This is a genomic window from Calidifontibacter terrae, from assembly GCF_054778835.1.
Map to the genome: position 1 here is coordinate 269,820 of NZ_BAAGZF010000006.1, position 19,465 is coordinate 289,284.

The 19,465-nt window shown below is 67.5% G+C and carries 19 protein-coding genes; 8 read left to right on the top strand and 11 right to left on the bottom strand.

Going from position 1 to position 19,465, the window contains the following annotated elements:
- Window positions 1-6 precede the first annotated feature (6 nt).
- The 4 genes from ACYU98_RS09470 to ACYU98_RS09485 form a co-directional block, all read right to left on the bottom strand.
- Entirely contained in the window at window positions 7-546 is a 540-nt protein-coding gene (locus ACYU98_RS09470) for a cysteine hydrolase family protein (protein ID WP_460467961.1), read from the bottom strand.
- A complete protein-coding gene (locus tag ACYU98_RS09475; protein ID WP_460467962.1) occupies window positions 543-2,012 on the bottom strand; it encodes a purine-cytosine permease family protein in 1,470 nt (489 codons plus the stop codon). Before ACYU98_RS09475 ends, ACYU98_RS09470 begins: the two co-directional genes overlap by 4 nt.
- Before the next feature lie 40 nt (window positions 2,013-2,052).
- A complete protein-coding gene (locus ACYU98_RS09480; protein ID WP_460467963.1) occupies window positions 2,053-4,404 on the bottom strand; it encodes an ATP-dependent DNA helicase in 2,352 nt (783 codons plus the stop codon).
- A 70-nt stretch (window positions 4,405-4,474) separates the two neighbouring features.
- A complete protein-coding gene (locus ACYU98_RS09485; protein ID WP_460467964.1) occupies window positions 4,475-5,095 on the bottom strand; it encodes a hypothetical protein in 621 nt (206 codons plus the stop codon).
- Between ACYU98_RS09485 and ACYU98_RS09490 the strand changes: the two genes are divergently transcribed.
- Entirely contained in the window at window positions 5,094-5,408 is a 315-nt protein-coding gene (locus ACYU98_RS09490) for a hypothetical protein (protein ID WP_460467965.1), read from the top strand. The genes ACYU98_RS09485 and ACYU98_RS09490 overlap by 2 nt on opposite strands.
- A gap of 1 nt (window position 5,409) precedes the next feature.
- On the opposite strand, the gene ACYU98_RS09495 is transcribed toward ACYU98_RS09490, so the two are convergent.
- Together ACYU98_RS09495 and hflX are read right to left on the bottom strand one after the other, a co-directional pair.
- Window positions 5,410-8,055, bottom strand: a complete 2,646-nt coding sequence (locus tag ACYU98_RS09495; protein ID WP_460467966.1) for an MGH1-like glycoside hydrolase domain-containing protein — start codon at window positions 8,053-8,055, stop codon at window positions 5,410-5,412.
- Window positions 8,056-8,072: 17 nt separating this feature from the next.
- Window positions 8,073-9,557, bottom strand: coding sequence for a GTPase HflX (gene hflX, locus ACYU98_RS09500; protein ID WP_460467967.1), 1,485 nt, complete (start codon window positions 9,555-9,557; stop codon window positions 8,073-8,075).
- A gap of 91 nt (window positions 9,558-9,648) precedes the next feature.
- Between hflX and ACYU98_RS09505 the strand changes: the two genes are divergently transcribed.
- A complete protein-coding gene (locus ACYU98_RS09505) occupies window positions 9,649-10,257 on the top strand; it encodes a class I SAM-dependent methyltransferase (protein ID WP_460467968.1) in 609 nt (202 codons plus the stop codon).
- Here ACYU98_RS09505 and dapF read toward each other — a convergent pair.
- Window positions 10,238-11,104, bottom strand: coding sequence for a diaminopimelate epimerase (gene dapF, locus ACYU98_RS09510; RefSeq protein WP_460467969.1), 867 nt, complete (start codon window positions 11,102-11,104; stop codon window positions 10,238-10,240). The two genes, ACYU98_RS09505 and dapF, sit on opposite strands and share 20 nt — an antisense overlap.
- Window positions 11,101-12,000, bottom strand: a complete 900-nt coding sequence (gene miaA / locus ACYU98_RS09515; protein WP_460468356.1) for a tRNA (adenosine(37)-N6)-dimethylallyltransferase MiaA — start codon at window positions 11,998-12,000, stop codon at window positions 11,101-11,103. The genes dapF and miaA overlap by 4 nt, the downstream gene beginning before the upstream one ends.
- 61 nt (window positions 12,001-12,061) lie before the next feature.
- Here miaA and ACYU98_RS09520 point away from each other — a divergent pair, with 61 nt between their 5' ends.
- Window positions 12,062-13,006 carry a DNA polymerase III subunit beta family protein gene (locus ACYU98_RS09520; RefSeq protein ID WP_460467970.1) on the top strand — a complete coding sequence of 315 codons (945 nt, stop codon included), beginning with the start codon at window positions 12,062-12,064 and terminating at the stop codon, window positions 13,004-13,006.
- A 364-nt stretch (window positions 13,007-13,370) separates the two neighbouring features.
- Complete coding sequence (locus ACYU98_RS09525; protein ID WP_460467971.1) at window positions 13,371-13,604, top strand: hypothetical protein; 234 nt, start codon at window positions 13,371-13,373, stop codon at window positions 13,602-13,604.
- A 34-nt stretch (window positions 13,605-13,638) separates the two neighbouring features.
- Here ACYU98_RS09525 and ACYU98_RS09530 read toward each other — a convergent pair whose 3' ends face one another.
- Complete coding sequence (locus ACYU98_RS09530; RefSeq protein WP_460467972.1) at window positions 13,639-13,911, bottom strand: acylphosphatase; 273 nt, start codon at window positions 13,909-13,911, stop codon at window positions 13,639-13,641.
- A gap of 288 nt (window positions 13,912-14,199) precedes the next feature.
- Between ACYU98_RS09530 and ACYU98_RS09535 the strand changes: the two genes are divergently transcribed.
- The gene (locus ACYU98_RS09535; RefSeq protein WP_460467973.1) at window positions 14,200-15,369 is read left to right on the top strand and encodes an RtcB family protein; all 1,170 of its coding nucleotides are present in this window, start codon (window positions 14,200-14,202) and stop codon (window positions 15,367-15,369) included.
- Here ACYU98_RS09535 and ACYU98_RS09540 read toward each other — a convergent pair whose 3' ends face one another.
- Both ACYU98_RS09540 and ACYU98_RS09545 read right to left on the bottom strand, forming a co-directional pair.
- On the bottom strand, window positions 15,370-16,032 hold the full coding sequence (locus ACYU98_RS09540) for a YdeI/OmpD-associated family protein (RefSeq protein WP_460467974.1): 663 nt from the start codon (window positions 16,030-16,032) through the stop codon (window positions 15,370-15,372).
- Between the two features lie 23 nt (window positions 16,033-16,055).
- Complete coding sequence (locus ACYU98_RS09545; protein ID WP_460467975.1) at window positions 16,056-16,208, bottom strand: hypothetical protein; 153 nt, start codon at window positions 16,206-16,208, stop codon at window positions 16,056-16,058.
- A 242-nt stretch (window positions 16,209-16,450) separates the two neighbouring features.
- Between ACYU98_RS09545 and ACYU98_RS09550 the strand changes: the two genes are divergently transcribed.
- The 3 genes from ACYU98_RS09550 to ACYU98_RS09560 are packed head-to-tail and all read left to right on the top strand — an operon-like array spanning window position 16,451 to window position 19,463.
- Window positions 16,451-16,969: a PadR family transcriptional regulator gene (locus ACYU98_RS09550; RefSeq protein ID WP_460467976.1), complete on the top strand. Its 519-nt coding sequence runs from the start codon at window positions 16,451-16,453 to the stop codon at window positions 16,967-16,969.
- Window positions 16,966-17,646, top strand: a complete 681-nt coding sequence (locus ACYU98_RS09555; RefSeq protein WP_460467977.1) for an ABC transporter ATP-binding protein — start codon at window positions 16,966-16,968, stop codon at window positions 17,644-17,646. Before ACYU98_RS09550 ends, ACYU98_RS09555 begins: the two co-directional genes overlap by 4 nt.
- A complete protein-coding gene (locus ACYU98_RS09560) occupies window positions 17,643-19,463 on the top strand; it encodes an FtsX-like permease family protein (protein ID WP_460467978.1) in 1,821 nt (606 codons plus the stop codon). The genes ACYU98_RS09555 and ACYU98_RS09560 overlap by 4 nt, the downstream gene beginning before the upstream one ends.
- Window positions 19,464-19,465 lie beyond the last annotated feature (2 nt).

Consider the following 19,465-nt stretch of genomic DNA (forward strand, 5'->3'; position numbering starts at 1 on the left):
CCCAGCTCAGCGGCCCTCGATGGTGATCTGAGGCCCGAACAGGGCCATCAGGTCGAGCGCCTTCTCGTGATTCTGCGGCGTTGACCCGGCGCAGGCATCGGCTCGTACGACGATGCTCGCCCCCGCATCGGCCGCGGGCAACGCGGTGGCGATCACACAGCAGTCGGTGCTGACCCCCGCGAGGACAAGCCGCGGCGTCTCGCCCACCACCCGCACCAAGTCGGAACCCCACTTGCCGAAGGTCGGCCGAGTCACGATCGTGGCGTCGATATCGGCAAGTTCGGGCACGACTGCGTACAACGGGTCGGTGTCGGGCGCCTGGGCGAACGGCCACTGTTCGTAGTACGGACGCCACGACCCCTGCGGGTCGGCGTCGGCGACGAACCGGGTGATCACGACCCGGCCGGCGTACGACGCGCAGAGCTCCCGGATCCGGCCGACCCGGTCTTGCCACATCGGTGAGCCCCAGTCACTGGTTGACGGATCCGCGAAGATCGCTTGGGGGTCGATGACAACCAGCCATTCGTCGGGCGCGTGGCCACTCACTGCTGTTCCTGGCGACGGATGGTGCCCCGCCGGCCGATGAAGGTGACCACGAAGCCGATCGCCAGCGCCACGATCACCCCGACGTTGGCGTAGGCCCAGGTGCCTTCCTTGCCGCCGATCGGACCGAGCAGGTAGCCCTGCCAGTTGTTCCAGGAAGCATCCTGAGCGAAGTTGTTGATCACCAAGCCCCAACCCACGACTGAGGCGACCACCAGGGTGCCCAACGAGACGAGGTCGAAGGAGCCATAGCGACCCGAGGCATCGAACAAAGCCCGTTCGTCGTAGTCGCGGCGACGCAGGGCCAGGTCGGACAGCATGATTCCGGCCCACGCGGCGAGCGGCACGCCGAGGGTGATCAGGAAGCTCTGGAACGGACCGAGGAAGTCCTGGGCGAAGAAGACCACCCAGATGGTGCCCAGGGTCAGGATCACGCCATCGACCAAGGCTGCCGCCGGACGCGGGATGCGCACCCCGAGGGAGAGCAGCGTCAGGCCCGAGGAGTAGATGCCCAAAACGGCACCGGAGACCAGAGCCAGGATGGCGGCGATCAGGAACGGCACCAGGAACCAGGTGGGCAACAAGGTCGCCAGGGCGCCTACCGGGTCAGCGGCGACCGCATCAGAGAGGTCCTTGCTCGAACCGGCGAGAGCGGTTCCGAAGGCAACGAGGAACATCGGGGCCAGTGAGCCGCCGAGGGTGTTCCAGCCGGCGATCGCCGCGCCGGAGGCATCGCGCGACTGATAGCGCGACCAGTCGGCGGCGATGTTGATCCATCCCAGCCCGAATCCGGTCATCACCATGACCAGGGCGCCGATCATCGACTGCACGTTGCCCGAGTGGAGGTCCGACAGAGCAGACCAGTGGATGTGTTTCCAGGTCAGCGCCATGTAGACGATGGTGGCCAGCCCCGTCAGCCAGGTCAGCCACGACTGCAGACGCATGATCGTGTGATAGCCGGCGACCGACGCCAGCACGATCAGCGCCGCGGTGACAAGGGCCGCGATGATCTTGGTCGAGGTGCCATGACTCCAGCCGAGTTCGGCAAAGACAGTCGCGGTCGCCAGGGTCGCCATGATCGCCAGGAACGTTTCCCAACCGATCGAGACGAGCCAGGAGATCACCCCGGGGACCTTCTGTCCCTTCACGCCGAAAGCTGCCCGGGAAAGGATCATCGTCGGCGCCGAACCGCGTTTGCCGCCGATCGCGATCAGGCCACAGAGCAGGAACGACAGCCCGATCCCGAGAACGGCGACGACAACGGCCTGCCAGAAGGACAGGCCGAAGCCGAGAACGTACGAGCCGTAGCTGATCCCGAACACCGACACGTTGGCGGCGAACCAGGGCCAGAACAGGTCGCGCGGTCGGGCCGTGCGTTCGGACTCGGTGATGATGTCAATGCCGTTGGTCTCCACCAACCGGTTGCGCTCGAGCGCGTTGAACCCGGTATCGGGCTTGGTGTCGGTCATGCGCCCAAGAGTGCCATCAGCGCGGCCTTTCAGGCAGCGTTCAGGCGAGTCCGAGTGCGGCGAGTCGCGCGCCAACATCGGCCGGTGAGCGATCGAGGTGATCGGCGAGTTCGTCGACATCGAGCCCCAGCCCGACCCCGTCAGCCAATTCTTCGTCGTCCTCGGGCGTCCAGCCGGCCTGCGCCTGCGGTTCGGGCGCCTGCCCTGGCGCCTGCCCCGGAGCCGCCGCCGGCACCTGGTCGGCGGCGAGCTGCGGCGGAACCGATGAGACGTCTTCGACCACCGGCGGTGCCGGGTGTTCCTCGGCTCCCCCGTCGTCCTCGGCGAATTCCAGGCTGTCGTAGGCCACCTCGCCGGCGGTCTCGACGTGGCCGGCCTCTCGGGCAAATCGCTGCTGTGGCGACGGCTTGCTCACCGGCGCGGTCGCCGCAACCGGCGCGGGCTCAGGTGTTTGGTCGGCGACCTCATCGAGTCTGCGCAGGGCATTCAGCACCAGCTTCGTGTCGGACGTCGGCCAGAACGGCGGCAGCGAACGCTGCAGAAACCCGGCATAACGCGCGCTGACCATCCGACTGTCAAGGAAGGCGACGACGCCACGGTCGTCGGACCGGCGTACGAGGCGACCGGCGCCCTGCGCCAGCCGCAACGCGGCGTGGACCGCCGAAACCGCCATGAACCCGTTGCCGCCGCGTTCGGCAATCGCTTGGGTGCGGGCCGCGGTAATCGGGTCGTCGGGGCGTGGGAACGGGATGCGGTCGATGATCACCAGTTGGCAGGACGCGCCCGGGACGTCGACCCCCTGCCAGAGCGTCATGGTGCCGAACAGGCAGGTGCGCGGCGACGCGGCGAACTCGCGGACCAAAGTTCCGGTCTGGTCGTCGCCCTGGCAAAGCACCGGGAACTCGTCGCCGAAGCGTTGACGCATCTCCTCGGCCGCCGCTTTCGCGGCGCGGGTGGAGGAGAACAGCCCCAACGTTCGGCCGCCGGCGGCCCGGATCAGCGTCTCGATCTCGTCGAAGACCTTGTCTGAGGTGCCGTCGCGGCCGGGTGGTGGCAGGTGTTTGGCGACGTAGGCGATTGCCTGCTTCGGGTAGTCAAAGGGCGAACCGACGTCGAGGCCCTCCCACTGCGGACTGCCTTCCCCGCGCAAGCCGAGGGTGCCGGCGACCGCGTCGAAGGTGCCGCCCAGTTCGAGGGTGGCGGAGGTCATCACGACGCTTCGGTCACCGAATATCTTGTCGCGCACCAGCATCGCCACGCTCATTGGTGCGACTCGCAGGATCGATCCGCGTCGTTCGTCGTGGGAAACCCAGGCCACGTCGAGGTCGCGTTCTTCCAGCAACCGCTCGCAGTTCTCGACAATCTCGTCAACGACCGCACGGGCCATCTGGCGGGGACCGTCGTTGTCGGCCGGGCGTTCGGGCTTCACGTCGCTTTGGACGGTGCGGGCCGCTTCGTGAACCTGCTGCAGGTTTAGCGCGAGGGCATCGCTGAGACCGAGCAACCGCCCTTCAGTGAGGGCATCAAGAGTGGCTCCGAGCGCCTCGCCGGCGTCGCGGAGCCCGGCGGTGTCGGCGTAACGAGACGCGCGCTTGGCCGCGGTTGAGATCATCCCCGCGCTCAGCTCGTCGGTGATGGTTGAGGTGACCCGGTCCACCAGTTCGTGGGCCTCGTCGACGATCAGCGCGTCGTGTTCGGGCAGCATTTGCCGCCCCTCGAAGGAGTCGATCGCCATAAAGCTGTGGTTGGTGACCACAACGTCGACGTCGGCGGCCTCGGCGCGCGCCTTCTCCACGAAGCAGTCCTGCACCATCGGGCAGGTGGAACCCAGACACTCGTGGGCGCTGACCGACACCTGGCTCCAAGCGCGCTCGCTGACACCGGGCACCAACTCGTCGCGGTCGCCCGACTCAGTCTCGGCGCCCCACTCGCGCAGCCGCACGATTTCTTTCTCCAGCCGTCCCAGTTGCTGATCGACCTGGCCGACCTCGAGCAAGCTGTCGTCATCGGAGGGATAGCCACCGACAATCTTGTGTTGGCAGAGGTAGTTGCGGCGGCCCTTGACCATCCCGTAGGTGACCGGCCGGCCCAGCAACGGGCGCAAAGCCTGCGCCAACCGGGGCAGGTCACGACCGACGATCTGGGCCTGCAGGGCAATGGTCGCCGTGGCGACGATGACCGGTTTGCCGGTGGCTTGCGCGTGAGCGACAGCGGGCACCAAGTAGGCCAGCGACTTGCCGGTTCCGGTTCCCGCCTGCACCAGCAGGTGGTGGCCGTCTTCAAACGAGGCGCCGACAGCCTCGGCCATTTGCTGCTGCCCGGGCCGAGGAGTTCCCCCGACTGAATCGACCGCGGCGGCAAGGAGATCGGACAGCGGCGGGGTGGACGGCATTGGCTCAGCCTATGCGTTCACCCCGGCACCCGCTGGGGGTGTCGGGGTGAGCTGTGGGCAATCGCCAGGATCAGGAGTTGTCTGTCGAACTGGAGATTTGGTTCCAGGTGACGTTGATGGTGCGGAACTTCACTGTGGCGCCCGCCGCGGTCTCCGACAGCATCTCCATCCGGAACTTGCCGGGCGACAAAGGCGTCGAGTTGGGATCGTCGGCGCTGATCACCTGCTGCCCGTTGACGATGGCGGTGAAGTGCACCTTGTCGCCCTGCTTCTTGCAAGAGAACTCCAGGTGGGCGGCCGAGGCACTGAACCCCGTCGCCGCGCTGCCAGCGATTTTGGTGCCCTTGTCCTTGTCTTTGTCGAACCGGTAGAGGGCCACCGTTCCGTTCGGCCGGACGGTGATGTCGTAGAACGACTCCACCTTGTTGCTCTGGATGTCGGCAAAGCAGATCAGCCCTACGAACGGGTTGCCGGTCATGCCCGCGGTGTCGAACGTCATCGTGACGTCATCGGAGTTGGCATAACGGAATGTGTCGTGCGAAGCGATCCAGGTGCCATTCGGCTTGATCGTGGCGTTGTAGGTTCCGTCGGCGAAACCGAGGGTGCCCTTCTTGTCATCGGTGCCATTGCTCCACCCCTGCTGGTCGGCAAGAGTCCCGAAGCTGGAGGTGTAGGTCTTGCTGTCGCCCATGGGCTGGGTCGAACTGGTGCTCGTCGACGTGTCGCTGGACGGATCCGTGGTCGAGCTCGATGTGGTCGAGGTTGACGACGACGTGGTTGACATCGTTGACGTCGTTGAGGTTGTCGACGTCGGATTGGTGACCGACGGGGCCCCACCGTTACAGGCGGCCAACGCCAACATCGCTGCAGCGCAGGTCCCCAATGTCATCGCCCTGTTGCGTGTGGTCACGATGTTTCTCCTCCGATTCGACCGGCCCTCAGGTGGTGGAGGGCCCTTCGGACCGACGCACCACGCTCGCGCGACGTTCCCTACGAACTCCTAGGTTAACGTCGCAAACCGTCCGGACTGCAGATCAGGTGGGCGACCATCGCGGTCCATCCCGTCTGATGAGTAGCCCCGACACCAGCCCCGGTATCGCCGTCGAAGTATTCGCTGAAGGTGACGTGGTCGTCCCACAGCGGCCCGCTCGGATACCACGGCGGAGTGCCCGGGCGGCGGCCGTCTGAGCCTGCCCGGAAGAGCGACACCAACCGATCGCTGAGTTCCCGGCCGACGTCGCCCAGAGCCAGTTGGCGTCCGGAACCAGTGGGGAATTCAAAGGTCGCGTCGGGCTCGGCGATCGCGTAGGCGTGCAGCGCGTCGACCAACAGGGCGTTGACCGGGAACCAGACCGGGCCGCGCCAGTTGGAGTTGCCGCCGAAGAGCGCACTTGTGGATTCGGCTGGGGCATAAGCGACTTCGTACGGGTGGCCGTCAATCGTCATGCGCAGCGGTTCGCGGTAGACCGCGGAGAGGGCGCGCAGTCCGTGCGGGGAAAGGAACTCCGCCTCGTCGAACAACCGCTGGAACAGCCGGGCGCGCCGCTCGTCGCCGACCAGCGCGAGCGTGATCCGATCGGTGTCAGCCAACTGATGGCGTACGAAGACCTCCTCCAGCCGCGGATCGCGGCGGGCCAACCAGCGCAACTCGTCAATCAGTTCCGGGATCTCGTCGTGGAGTGCGGGGTGGACCGACTCGACCGCAATCAGCGGCAGTAACCCGACCATCGAACGAACCGGCAGTTGGGTGGCCTCGCCGGCGTCGGTGACGATCGCGTCGTAGAAGAAGCCGTCTTCCTCGTTCCAGAGGCTGACGCCCTGGCTGCCGAAGTCGTCCATCGCTTGGGAGAGCCGCAGGAAGTATTCGAAGAAGGTGCGCGCGGTGGCATCGAAACCGGCGTGAGCCCGCTCGCTGAGTTCGATCGCGATCCGCATCATCGACAGCGCGTAGAACGCCATCCAGCTCGTCGCGTCGGATTGTTCGAGCCGATGCCCGTCAGGCAAAGGGGTCGACCGGTCAAAGAATCCGATGTTGTCCATGCCCAGGAAGCCGCCCTCGAACAGGTAGGACCCGTCGGCGTCCTTCCGGTTGATCCACCAGGAGAAATTGAGCAGCAGCTTGGAGAAGACCCGCACCAAGAAGTCGTGGTCGCGGCCGCCGTCGATGATGAAAACCTGCCAACACGCCCAGGCGTGGACCGGCGGGTTCACGTCGTCGAAATTCCACTCGTACGCCGGCAGTTGTCCGTTGGGGTGTTGCGACCACTCGCGACAGATCAGTTCGAGTTGTTGTTTGGCCAGGTCGGGGTCGACGTGGGCCAACGCGACGGCGTGGAAGGCGAGGTCCCAGGTGGCGAACCAGGGGTATTCCCACTCATCCGGCATCGAGATGATGTCCGCGAGCTCGAGGTGGCCCCAGTGGTGGTTGCGTCCGGTTCGCCGCTGCGCGGGTGGCGCCGGTTCGTCGGCATCGCCGTCGAGCCACTGCCCGATGTCGTAGCGGAACAGCTGTTTTCCCCAGAGCAAACCGGAGAACGCCCGCCGCGCGATGAGCGCATCCTCCGCTGCCGTTCCGGGCGGGATGACAGTTGCGTAATAGTCGTCGCATTCGACCCGCCGTTGGTCGAATAACGCTGTGGCGCTGAGCGGTTCACCGGCCGGTTCGTACGGCGCGACCTCGTCTCCCACAGCCGCGGCAACGGCCGTGAGGCGAACGCTGACCGAGCGGGTCTCCCCCGGCGCCAGCGCATCCCAGGACCAGAGGAAACCGACCTTAGTGCCGTGGTCGTCGCGGACAGCACCGGTGTCTGCGCGGACGATTGCCCGGTCGAGTCCGTCCTTCGGACAGTCCGTGACCGGCGACATGCCCTCGAAGAGTGACTCGTCGGTCTCATTGTCACAGAACAGAATTCGTGATGCCGCGTCAGGAACCAGTCGGTAGTCCCCCAGCCAGTCATGGTGAAAGACCACCGCGTCGCCATCGCGGCGCATCGACGGGGTGCGGTCGTCATCCCCCCAGCGCCAGGTGTTGCGGAACCAGCCCTGCACCACCAGATCCAACGGCGCCGGGTCGGGACCGTAATTGGTTGCGGTCACCCGCATCACCAAATCAGTCGGGGTCTGCTTCGCGTAGTCGACCACCACATCGAAGAACCGGTCGCCAGCCAGAACCCCAGTGTCCGTCAGCTCGTATTCCGGCTGGTTTCGGTCGCGAGCGGCATTCTGCGCCAACAGATCTGCGTAGGGATAAGCACCCTGTGGGTAGCGGTAGAGCCAGGAGGCGTAGGAGTGAGTAGGGGTGCCGTCCAGCGGCCACCACACCTCTTTGACGTCCTCGCCGTGGTTGCCTTGAGCGTTCGTCAGCCCGAAGCAGCGCTCCTTGAGCCGGTCGTCCGCGCGGTTCCACAGCGCGATGCCCAGGTTGAAGAAGCCGAACCGGTCACAGAAGGCGCCCAGGCCATCCTCGCCCCAGCGATAGGCGCGCCGGTGTGCGTGGTCGAACGGGAAGTAGTCCCAGGCGTTTCCGTCGGCGGAGTAGTCCTCTCGGACGGTGCCCCACTGGCGACCGGAGACGTACGGTCCCCACAACCGCCAGGGTGCGTCAGGTCCGGCGGAGGTGCTGAGGCGGGTGATTTCGGCGTCGCTGCTCACGAGGAGCAGCCTGCCACTTAACGATCCGCCGAAACGGCGTAGTCCCGCAGTGCAGCCTGCAACGCCGACTTCACCTTCGCGTGGATGTGGGTTCCGGCGCCGGTGTGTTCGCTGGAGACGATCTCTGCCTCGTCGTGCAGTCGGCTGAGCAGGTCACCACGGTCGTACGGCAGCAACACCTCGACCCGAATGTCCGGCTTCGGCAGTTGGTTCTCGATGAGCGCCAAGAGCTCGTCGAACCCGGCTCCGGTGCGGGCCGAAACAGCCACCGACTTCGGGTTGGTGCGCAGCAGGCGGTCGATGACCTCGGGGTCGGCGACATCGGCCTTGTTGATGATGATGACCTCGGTGACATCCGTGGCACCAACGTCGGACAACACCGCGCGCACCGCGCTGATCTGCGATTCCGGGTCGGGGTGGGATCCGTCAACGACGTGGAGCAGCAGGTCGGACTCGCCGACCTCTTCCAGCGTCGAACGGAACGCCTCGACCAGTTGGTGGGGCAGGTTGCGAACGAATCCGACCGTGTCGACCAAGGTGTAGGGCCGGCCGTCGGCGGTCTCGGCCCGGCGCACGGTCGGATCGAGGGTGGCGAACAACTGGTTCTGGACCAACACGCCCGCGCCGGTGAGCCGGTTCAGGATCGAAGACTTTCCGGCGTTCGTGTAGCCGGCGATCGCGACCGAGGGAACCTCGTTCACCTTGCGGCCATGGCGCTTGGTGTCACGGATCGTCTTCATCGAGGCAATCTCGCGCTTCAGCTTCGCGATGCGGGAGTTGATCCGGCGACGGTCGAGCTCGATCTTCGTCTCACCCGGGCCACGCGAACCCATGCCCTGCCCGCCGGCGGCCTGGCCACCGGCCTGCCGCGACATCGACTCACCCCAACCGCGCAACCGCGGGAGCAGGTATTGCAGCTGGGCCAGTTCGACCTGGGCCTTGCCCTCTTTGGACTTCGCGTGTTGGGCGAAGATGTCCAGGATCAGCGCGGTGCGGTCGATGACCTTCACCTTGACCACGTCTTCCAGCGCGCGGCGCTGGCTAGGAGCCAGTTCGCCGTCGGCGATGACGGTGTCGGCGCCCTCGGAGATGACGATCTGACGAAGGTCCTGCGCCTTGCCGGAGCCGAGCCAGGTTCCGGGGTCGGGCTTGCTGCGGCGCTGGGTGACGCCGGCCAAGACGGTCGAACCAGCGGTTTCGGCGAGCGCCGCGAGTTCACGCAAGGAGTTGTCGGCGTCCTCGACGTTGCCCTCGGTCCAGACGTTCGCCAGCACCACGCGCTCCAGGCGCAACTGGCGGTATTCGACCTCGGTGACGTCCTGAAGTTCGGTGGACAGCCCTTCGACACGACGCAGCGCCGCGCGTTCGGCGCGGTCGAGCTGGTCGCCATCGCTGCTGGCGTCGTCGAGCAGGAAGCCGTCGTCGTCGTAGCGCAACTCGATGTCGTCGTCGGCAGAGAGTGCGGCGGCGCGGCGGTCAGTGAAGTCGGGATGTGAAGTCATGTTCTCCTCAGGATCGCAGTCTTCAACGCCGGGTGCGAACTGTTTATGCCAGGTTCCGCGCCCCCGGGTCGTCGGCCGTACGCTGCTGCCCGTGACCGATCACTACTTCAGCGCCGATCCGGCAGGCGATGCGCAGCGGCGCACCATCAACGTGCCGCTGGCCGGACGTACGCATCCAGTGACGGTCGCCGGCGGCGTCTTCTCCCCCGACCGGATCGACCAGGGCACCACCGTTTTGCTGCAGCACGCCCCGACGCCGCCGGCGCAGGGGACCTTCCTGGACCTCGGCTGTGGCTGGGGGCCGATCGCCCTCACCCTCGGGCTCACCTCACCGGCGGCGACCGTCTACGCGGTCGACGTGAACGAGCGCGCGCTGGACCTCACCCGTACGAACGCGGTTTCGTTGGGGCTCACCGGAATTCACGTCTCGCCTGCCGACGACGTTCCGGCGGACACGCGGTTCGACCTGATCTGGTCAAACCCGCCGATCCGGGTCGGCAAGGCGGTGTTGCACGAGTTGATGACCACCTGGCTGCCGCGGCTGAGCGACGACGGGGCGGCCTACCTGGTGGTGCAGCGCAACCTTGGGTCCGACTCGTTGCAGCGCTGGCTCACCGACAGGTTGCCCGCGTTGGAGACCGAGCGGTTCACCAGCGTGCGCGGGTTCCGCATTCTGCGGGTCACGCGTCGGGCAGCGTGACCGTTCCCCGAGCGACCAGTTCGGCCGGTCCGGACAGCGCCACCTGGTCGGCGGCGATGTGGACGCCGAGACGACCACCGGGCACGTCAACGATCCAGTCCAGCTGATCGGCCGGCTGACCGCCCCACCACCAGGTCGCCAGGGCTGCCGCGGCAGCGCCGGTTCCGCAGCTGCGTGTCTCGCCGACTCCACGTTCATGCACCCGCATCGAGATGTGGCCGTGCTCGATGGCGCGGACGAACTCCACGTTGGTGCCTTTTTCCGGGGTGGGGTCGACGCGCGGAGCGGTCGTCAGGTCGAGTCCGGACAAGTCGAATTGCGTCGGCAACGCCACCACGGTGTGCGGGTTGCCCAGGTCGAGGCTGAGCGCGGGCAGCGGGTCGGGCGCCCCGATGACCTGCACCACCGAGTCCATGCCGCGTTCGTTCGCCTCCACTTCGCGCGAAAGCCGCCACGGGCCGAGGTCGGTAGCGAATCCGTCGGCGACGCGGGTGATCTGCTTCTGCCCCGCGCGGGTGGCGATCGCGAAGGTGTCCGCGGTCTCGAGGCCCTCTTCGATCAGGAAGGCGGCGAAGACCCGGGTTCCGTTGCCACACATCTCGGCCGCGGAACCGTCGCTGTTGCGGTAGTCCATGAACCAGCGGGCCGCTGGGCTGGCGTCGCGCACCTCAGTCGGAGCCGCGCTGATGGGCGCAACGCGGATGACACCGTCGCCGCCGATTCCTGCCCGGCGGTCAGCCAGGAAGGCGACCTGCCGGAGGCTGAGGTCGCGGGAACCGTCCAGGTCGGGCACCAGCACGAAATCGTTCTGCGTGCCGTGGCCCTTGACGAAGTCGAAAGTGGTCACCCGGCCATTGTGCCGGTCAGGGCGAGCGCCCGCTCGACCAGATCAGGCGCGTCATGCGGCAACCAGGTGATCCTCGAGTCGGCGCGGAACCAGGAGAACTGCCGTCGTACGAGCCGCCGGGTCGCCTGCGCGGTCTGCTCGATCGCCTGTTCTTGGGTGAGAGCGCCGTCCAACTGGGCGAGGGCCTGGGCGTAGCCGATCGCGCGACTCGCAGTTCTGCCGTCGCGCAACCCGTCCGGTTCGAGCCCCCGCACCTCCGCGAGCAGGCCGCGTTCCCACATCACCTGCGTACGCGCCTGGATCCGGGTGTCGAGCACCTCACGGTCGGCGTCAAGACCGATGAGGACCGTCGGTTCGAGGAACTCCCGACGCGGCATGGTGGCGCTGAACGGCCGCCCGGTCAGTTCGATGACTTCCAGCGCGCGGACGATTCGGCGCCGGTTGCTCACCAGGATGTTGGCCGCGGCGATCGGGTCGGCGCGCGACAGGCGGTCGTACAACGCCCCGGCGCCGTGCTCGTCGAGTTCCTGCTCCAGTCGGCGGCGCACTTCGGGGTCGGTCGGTGGGATCTCCAGGACGTCGGTCGCGGCGCGCACGTACAGACCGGATCCCCCGACGAGAATCGGCGCACTCCCCCGGCTGCGGATCCCTCGGATATCAGCGCGCGAATGGCGTTGATAGGCAGCAACACTCGCTTCCTGAGTCACGTCGAGGACATCCAGCTGGTGGTGTGGGATCCCCGCGCGCTCGGCCTCGGTGAGCTTGGCCGTTCCAATATCCATACCGCGGTAGAGCTGCGAGGCGTCGGTGTTGACGATCTCGCCGCCGAGGCGCTCGGCGAGGGCAACACCCAGGTCGGATTTCCCGGTGGCGGTGGGGCCGACGACGGCGACGATGGGATGCACGCACCCATTGTGGCTTGACCCTCAACCTGCTTCAGGGTGCAGGGTGAGCGCCATGAACCTCGGGACAGACGACCTCATGACGATCGGAACGCTCGCCGCTCGCTGCGGGCTGACCGTCAGCGCCCTGCGGTTTTACGATCGCAACGAGGTGTTGGTGCCCGCCTCCGTCGATCCGGCCACGGGCTACCGGCGCTACGCGGGAACCCAGGTCGCGGATGCCTTGTTGCTGGCGTCCCTGCGCCGAATCGGGTTGCCGGTCAACGATCTTCGGGTCGCGCTGGAGTTGCGTGACGACACCGAGGCCCTCGATGCCCTGCTCGAGGAACACGTACGCCGGTTGGAAGTAGCGATCGATGCCGCTCGCGGCGAGGTCTCCCGAATTCGGGCCCGCCGAGTGACAGCTCGGTTCACCGTGGAGGTCGAGGGTCACGCGCTGCGCGAGGCACTGGGCCGGGTGCGGTTCGCGGTGTCGACCGACCCGTCGTACGAGGTGCTGGCCGGCGTGCGGCTGACGGTCGGTAACCGGTCTGTGGCGTTGGCGGCAACCGACCGCTATCGACTCGCGCGAGCACCGCTGACGGCGCGTGCCACGACGGGCACAGGGTCAGCGGTGCTGCCTGCCGCCCTGGTTGACAGACTGCTGGCGGGCACCGCCGCCGTCGTGTCGCTCGACCTGCTCGGTGATCGAATCACCGTGCGTAGCACCGACATCGACCTCATCTCTGCCGTGGTCCCGGGTGACTACCCGGATATCGACGTGATCCTTCCGGACGCATCAAAACTCGCCGGAATGACCCGACTGTCGCCACTTCCCGCGACCCGATCCGACCTGGGTGGGGTTCTGGTTCGCGACGAGTTTCTGCTGGACGCGCTCGGTGCCGCAGGCGATCGCGCCGTCCTGCACCTCGACGGACATCTTGCGCCGGTGGTCGTCGTCGGTGAGGACGGCTATCTGAACTTGATCATGCCGATCCGGCCGGAAGTCGTTCCGTCGTGAATCACCCGACGTTCTGCGCTCCTTCGTCGCTCCGATACCTCGCGGAGACCCCGGCATGAGCCAGTTGGAGCACGTCTGCCTGGACTGCGATCACCGCAGCGCGATCCACGACCCCCGGAACCGGTCGTACACCGACTGCGCATGCTGCAACGGCGGATCCGTCCGACGCGAAACACCTCCCCGGCTGGCGCCCACGTTCCGGCTGCCGGGCTTCGTTCTCGAGGAGTTGTGCGCGCCCGGGTCGGTGCGGAACGCGGGTTCGATGCATGCCACCCGGACCTGCGGGTGTTCCGAGTGCCAGACCATGTACGAGCGGCTCACCGCCGCGCGGACCGGCTGAGTCGATCTCACCTACGCTGCGGTCATGGCCGAACTGGAACTGCTGCGGGCGGACCACGAGCAGGCCGTGCTGGACTTCGAGATCGCCAAATCGCGCCACCAGGTCAGTCGGATCCGCGCCGCGGTGTCGACTGCGAACGCGGCCTCCGCGCGGGTGTTACTCAAGGTCGGCTTCCGGCCGGTTGGGCCGGCTGCGCTGCAGGACCTTGGTGGCAAGCACGGCACTTGGTACGAGCTGGCGCTCACGCCTGGCGACTGACCAGCTTCACGGATCGGCTGGCCGAACTCCCGGCTCACCGCTCGACGACAAAGTCATCGGCGTCGATTGGCGGGACTTTCAAGACCTCGACCTGGTCGACGTCGGCCCGGCGCGGACCGTTGCGACACCAGCTGATGATTTCCTCCACGGAGGTCCAGCCACCCTCGAAGTGGGCGAGAACGCTGCCGTCTGGCTCGTTGCGGACCCACCCGCGCACCCCGAGGGTGCGGGCGTACTCGGCGCAACTCGCCCTGAAGAAAACGCCCTGCACTTTCCCGGTGATCTGCACCTCGACCGCCCTACGCATGCGGACAGCGTACGGGCGGGTCCGATGGCGCAGCCGGACACCCGAAATTCACTGGCGCGGCGCAGAGCTCACCGGCATGCTGGACGACATGTCCGCGACCACCATGCGCCCGAACATCGGGTGTGAGAAGCGTTCGAGCCACTCGCTCAAGCGCCCGTTCGGCCTGCCCGAACCCCTCACCAGCGCCGCTGGCGGTCACTGACTTCGACCGACCTGACATGAGCGCCTGGTGGAACCACCGGGCGCTTTCTCATGTCCGGCGTCCATCGACGCGAAAGGAGATCAACGATGGAGAAGATCAACGACACCCTGTTCAATTGGGCAAGCATCCTGGAGGAGAACACCCGAGAGCAGGCTTTGCTCACGGCCTCCATGCCGTTCATCCACCCGCACCTCGCGTTGATGCCCGATGCCCACCTGGGCCGGGGCGCCACCGTCGGGTCGGTCATTCCGACCCTCGGGGCGATCATCCCGGCGGCGGTCGGAGTCGACATCGGCTGCGGGATGATCGCGGTGCGGACCCAGTTCACCCGGTTCGACATGACCGGCGACCTGGCCACCCTCCGGCAGCAGATCGAGCGCTCGATCCCGCTGTCCGCGGGTGCCGCGAACCGGCGGATCTCACGTGACCACACGCAGGTCCGGCTCGAGGAATTGTCCACGATGGCGCAGGAAGCGGGTTTCGATCCCGCTTCGTATGCCGCACGCTGGCAGCTGCAGTTGGGCACCCTCGGCTCGGGCAACCACTTCATCGAGGTGAGCCTGGACGAGCAGGACCGGGTATGGCTGTTCCTGCACTCCGGGTCCCGGGGCGTCGGAAACAAGATCGCGTCGCATCACATCAAGGTCGCGCAGACACTGGCCGAGAAGTGGTGGATCCCGTTGCCGGACAGGGACCTCGCGTACCTGGTCGAGGGCACCGACGAGTTCTGGAGGTACATCCGGCAGTTGCGGTGGGCGCAGCACTACGCGCTGCTCAACCGGGAGGAGATGATGGACCGGGTCGTGACGCAGCTGGAGTACTGGCTCGAAGCCCCGGTGCAGCAGCAGGAGCGGATCAACTGCCACCACAACTACACCGAGCAGGAGACCCACTTCGGCAAGCGGGTGTGGCTGTCCCGGAAGGGCGCGATCAACGCCGAGACCGGTCGGCCCGGGCTGATCCCGGGTTCGATGGGGACCGCGTCGTACGTCGTCGTCGGTAAGGGAAACCCGCTGTCGCTCAACAGCTCTCCGCACGGTGCCGGACGGAACTTCTCCCGGTCGAAGGCTCGGAAGACCTTCAGCCAGGAGCAGTTGCGGGCGGCGATGGTCGGGATCGAGTACCGGGACACCGACGCCTTCATCGACGAGATCCCGCAGGCGTACAAGGACATCGACCAGGTGATGGCGGACGCCGCCGACCTGGTGGAGGTCCGGCACACGCTGCGGCAGATCGTCAACGTCAAGGGAGACTGATCAGTTCGAGCGGGCGGCCGCAGCAGCCGCGGCCGCCCGCTCGAGCCACTTCGGCGTCTTCCCGTACCGCTGGTTCGGGATGAGTCGGCCGTGGGCGCAGTCGTCGGCGAGCTGGCCCAACCGCCTCTGCCGGGTCTGGTCGCGCTTGGCGCCGGCCACCCAGTTCTCGGCGATCTTCCGGTACGACGGGGTGGCGATCTCCCAGAACGCCGCGACCGCCGGGTCGGCCAGCAGACGGGCGCGTTCGTCGTCGGTGAGCTGCAGGCCGGCCTCGTACGAATAGATCCCGCTGCGCTCGGCCCTGCGCCGTTCGTACGCCGCCAGGCCGGCGGGCCGCATCCGTCCGTCGCGGGTGAGCCGTTCGACATGAGCGACGTTCACCGCGCTCCACACACTGCCAGGGCGTCGCGGGGTCCAGCGCTGCCGCACGGTGTCCTCGTCGATCCGCTGCACGACGCTGTCGATCCAGCCGAAGCACAGCGCCTCCGGCACCGCCTCGGCCCAGGTCAACCCGCGATCGGCGACGTGCTTCTTGCGCAGCCCCATCCACAGGTCGGTCGCGCTCTCGTGGTTCTGCTCGAGCCACGCGCGGAACTCGGCGGCATCGCGGAAGAACGTCGCCGGTCGCTCCGGCGAGCCGCCGGGGGTGCCGATCCCTGTCATGAGCGCAGCCTGCCACGCGCAGCTCAGAGCAGCATGCCCATCGCGCTGCGTACGGTCGCCAGCGTTGCGTCCGTGACCTCGTTCGCCCGCGCTTGCTCTCCGCCAGCACCCGTCGCCGGTGGTCCGGAGCCGCGGCGAGCTCGACGCGCCGCCGCGGCGAAGCTGTCGTCGGTCATGGTGGGTCCCTTCGGGGAGGGCCTCGCCACGAACGACCGACGGGTGCACGCACGAACGCCGCCTGCAGCGAGGCGGCGTCGGTTGTTTCGGGGTGTCTCGGATTCGGGTGTCTCGGATCGGTGGCCCGCCTACGAGGTCGGCCACCACCACTGCTGGGCGCGGGAGATCACGGATTCAGCGTAAGAGACACGCGCAGCATTCAATATGCACTGAGTGAAGTCACTCGGTTTACATTGACTTCATGACCGTACCGATGACGATGCTCGCCTTGCTCCAGCGCGAGCCCAACCACGGCTTCGCGCTCAAGCAGCGTTACGATCGCCTGTTCGGCCAGGACCGTGAGCTGCGCCCGGCCCAGATCTATTCGACTCTCGCCCGGCTCGAACGCGACGGGCACCTGGATGACCTCGGCTTCGCCAAGGGGAACGCGGCGGACAAACGTCTGTACGCGATCACCGACTCCGGTGTCAGCACGGTCCAGCAGTGGATTCGCACCCCTGGTCTCCCGGCCGGGAGGCCGAGTGAACTGTTCACGAAGGTGATCCTCGCACTGGTCTCGGGCCTCGACCCCCGCGACGTCCTCGACGCCCACCGCGACCTCTTCCTGCACCGCATGCGCGAGGTCACCGCCGCTCGGCGCACCGGTGACGCGGTGGACCGCCTCGCCGGCGATTACGAACTGGCCCATCTCACCGCAGACCTCGACTGGATCGAGACCGCCGGTCGGCGGATCGGCGACCTCACGAAGGAGATCTCATGACCCTGCTCGCCGCGCGCGGCATCTCGTTACGCCTGGGCACCACTCAGGCTCTGCAGGACCTGTCGGTCGAGGTCGAGCGCGGTGAGATCGTCTCGGTCATGGGCCCCAGCGGGTCCGGGAAGTCCACGCTCCTGCACTGCCTTGCCGGGGTCCTCGTCCCCGACGCCGGCTGCGTCGAGCTGGACGGTCTGGATCTGACGCGGCTGCGGGAGGCAAAACGCAGTCGTATCCGCCTGCGGCAGATGGGTTTCGTCTTCCAGTTCGGCGATCTGATCCCCGAGCTGACCATGCTCGAGAACGTGATGCTGCCGCTGCAACTGACAGGCGTACGCGGTCCCGAAGCGCGACGTCGAGCGACGCGGATGCTGGAGGACCTCGGGGTCGGGGACGTCGCGAGAGGAACCGTCGCGACCGTCTCCGGCGGTCAGGCGCAACGTGTCGCGGTCGCCCGAGCACTGGTCCACGAACCGGTGGTCGTCTTCGCCGACGAGCCGACCGGGGCTCTCGACTCGGCGGCCGGCGAGATGGTGATGGAGGCACTCGTCTCTGCAGCCGAAGGCCGCGACGCCGCGGTCGTCCTGGTCACCCACGACCCTCGGGTGGCGTCGTACGCCCATCGCAACGTCACCCTGCGTGACGGCCAGGTGCGCGCGCTCGACCTGGTGCGGAACCCGTGAACGCCGCCGTCCGGCTGGGCGCCGGCCTCGCGCTACGGGCAGGTCGGGCCCGGATCCTCACCGTCGCGGGGTGTGCAGCGCTGGGCGTGGCCCTGTTGTTGATCAGTCTCGACCTGCCGTACGCGCTGCACCGCCCCGGCGACTTCATCGCCCGGGCGGACAAGCTCGCCTACGTGATCGTGTCCGGAGTGCTGGCCGCGCCGGTGGTCGTGCTGGTGCTGACCGTGAGCCGGTTGAGTTCGCAGACCCGCGACCGTCGGCTGGCCACGCTCCGCCTGCTGGGCATGGGGCGAGCAGGCGCCTCGACCGTGGCCGTGGTCGAGACGACGCTCCTGGTGTCGCTCGGCTCCGTGGCCGGCCTCGCCGCCTGGTGGGTGCTGCGCGACGCTGCCCTGCGCTGGCTGGCGGACCGCGGCTGGACGAAGGCTGTCCCCGTCGCCCACGACTCGTGGGCGCTGCTGTCCACGATCGGCTTGGTCGCGGTCGCCGCCGCCTGCTCGGTCCTGCCGGCCCTGCGTGCCACCCAGTCCGCGCTTGCCGACGCACGCACCGTACGGGCGGGGCGCTTGCTGTGGTGGCCACTACTGGTCGTCGCCGCCGGCCTCGTCGTCGGCCTGGTCGGCACCGCGCACCAGAAGACGCAGCACCAGGACGAACGCAGCGTCCTGCCCCTGGCGATCTGCTTCTTCGCGTGTCTGGTCGGCCTGATGTTGTCCGGATCCGCGCTGAGCGCCCTGATCGGACGGCTGGTCCGCCGGCTGCCCGGGGCCACCGCACTGATCACGGGACGCCGAATGGAGGCAGATCGGGCTGCCACCTCACGGGCGCTCGCCGGGCTGGTGTTGGCCACGTTCGCCGCGTCGTTCGGCCTGTCGGTCTTCACCATCTTCACCACCACACCGCAGTACCGCGAGGCCGAGTGGGCGATGCAGCACGTACGGATCTCGAACCAGCAGGCGGTCTCGGGCAGTTCGGTGTCGGCGATGCTCGAGCAGGCACGGCGTACGCCGGGGGTGACCGCGGCCTCAGCCGGGTGGAGCCCGCAGGACACCTCCGCGACACCGGCCGCCGTCATCTCCTGCGCGCAGCTACGCCTGATCGCAGAAGTCACCGGATGTCGCGACGACGCGCCCTGGGTGGCGCGCTCGGACCGCTCCAGGAGCCGGTCACTGCCCACTACGACGCTCCACGGCCACACGGTCCGAGCGGCATCGAACGGCACGGCTCGCTTCGACGACGTGACCGCCGGCGGCTACGGCCCGACCTGGACGTCCTGGTCGACCGACCCCGTGATCGTCCCGCCGAGCGTGATGGAACGACTGCGCGTCGCTTCGGATGCCGTGATCCTCACGCTCGCGCCCGGAACACGCCTGGACGGTTCCGGCGTCCTGTTCGACGGCGAGGACTGGGGCAACTACGACGACGTCGCGGTCTACCGCACGATGACCTACACGTTGATCGCGTTCGTGATGGCCGTCGGCCTTCTCGCGGTCGTGGTGAATGTGTTGGATCGTGCGGGCGAGCGGCGCCGTGCGGTGACGGTGATCCGGGTGGTCGGCACCCCGTCGGCGATTCTGCGCCGAGCGCAGTTCGTCGGAGTGCTCCTACCCCTGGTCGCCGCCGTGTCGATCGCGACGCTCGCCGGCTCGGTCACCGGACACACGTACCTGTCGTTCGGCGACGCGATCGGGTCGTTCCCGACGGTCGGCCTGATGGTTCTGTGGGTCTGCGCACTGCTCGGGGCGCTGCTGGTGGCTGCACTGACGCTGCCCGGTCTCGGACGCGCCATGACCGCCGAGCACCTTCGACGCGAGTGAGT

Bases quoted from the DNA above. Each gene is read 5' to 3' on its own strand.
- ACYU98_RS09550 (WP_460467976.1), top strand. From the start codon at position 16,451: ATGACCGTACCGATGACGATGCTCGCCTTGCTCCAGCGCGAGCCCAAC.
- ACYU98_RS09540 (WP_460467974.1), bottom strand. From the start codon at position 16,032: ATGACAGGGATCGGCACCCCCGGCGGCTCGCCGGAGCGACCGGCGACG.
- ACYU98_RS09530 (WP_460467972.1), bottom strand. From the start codon at position 13,911: ATGCGTAGGGCGGTCGAGGTGCAGATCACCGGGAAAGTGCAGGGCGTT.
- ACYU98_RS09475 (WP_460467962.1), bottom strand. From the start codon at position 2,012: ATGACCGACACCAAGCCCGATACCGGGTTCAACGCGCTCGAGCGCAAC.
- hflX (WP_460467967.1), bottom strand. From the start codon at position 9,557: ATGACTTCACATCCCGACTTCACTGACCGCCGCGCCGCCGCACTCTCT.
- ACYU98_RS09490 (WP_460467965.1), top strand. From the start codon at position 5,094: ATGGGCTGGGTCGAACTGGTGCTCGTCGACGTGTCGCTGGACGGATCC.
- ACYU98_RS09535 (WP_460467973.1), top strand. From the start codon at position 14,200: ATGGAGAAGATCAACGACACCCTGTTCAATTGGGCAAGCATCCTGGAG.
- ACYU98_RS09480 (WP_460467963.1), bottom strand. From the start codon at position 4,404: ATGCCGTCCACCCCGCCGCTGTCCGATCTCCTTGCCGCCGCGGTCGAT.
- ACYU98_RS09520 (WP_460467970.1), top strand. From the start codon at position 12,062: ATGAACCTCGGGACAGACGACCTCATGACGATCGGAACGCTCGCCGCT.
- ACYU98_RS09485 (WP_460467964.1), bottom strand. From the start codon at position 5,095: ATGGGCGACAGCAAGACCTACACCTCCAGCTTCGGGACTCTTGCCGAC.
- ACYU98_RS09525 (WP_460467971.1), top strand. From the start codon at position 13,371: ATGGCCGAACTGGAACTGCTGCGGGCGGACCACGAGCAGGCCGTGCTG.
- ACYU98_RS09555 (WP_460467977.1), top strand. From the start codon at position 16,966: ATGACCCTGCTCGCCGCGCGCGGCATCTCGTTACGCCTGGGCACCACT.
- ACYU98_RS09545 (WP_460467975.1), bottom strand. From the start codon at position 16,208: ATGACCGACGACAGCTTCGCCGCGGCGGCGCGTCGAGCTCGCCGCGGC.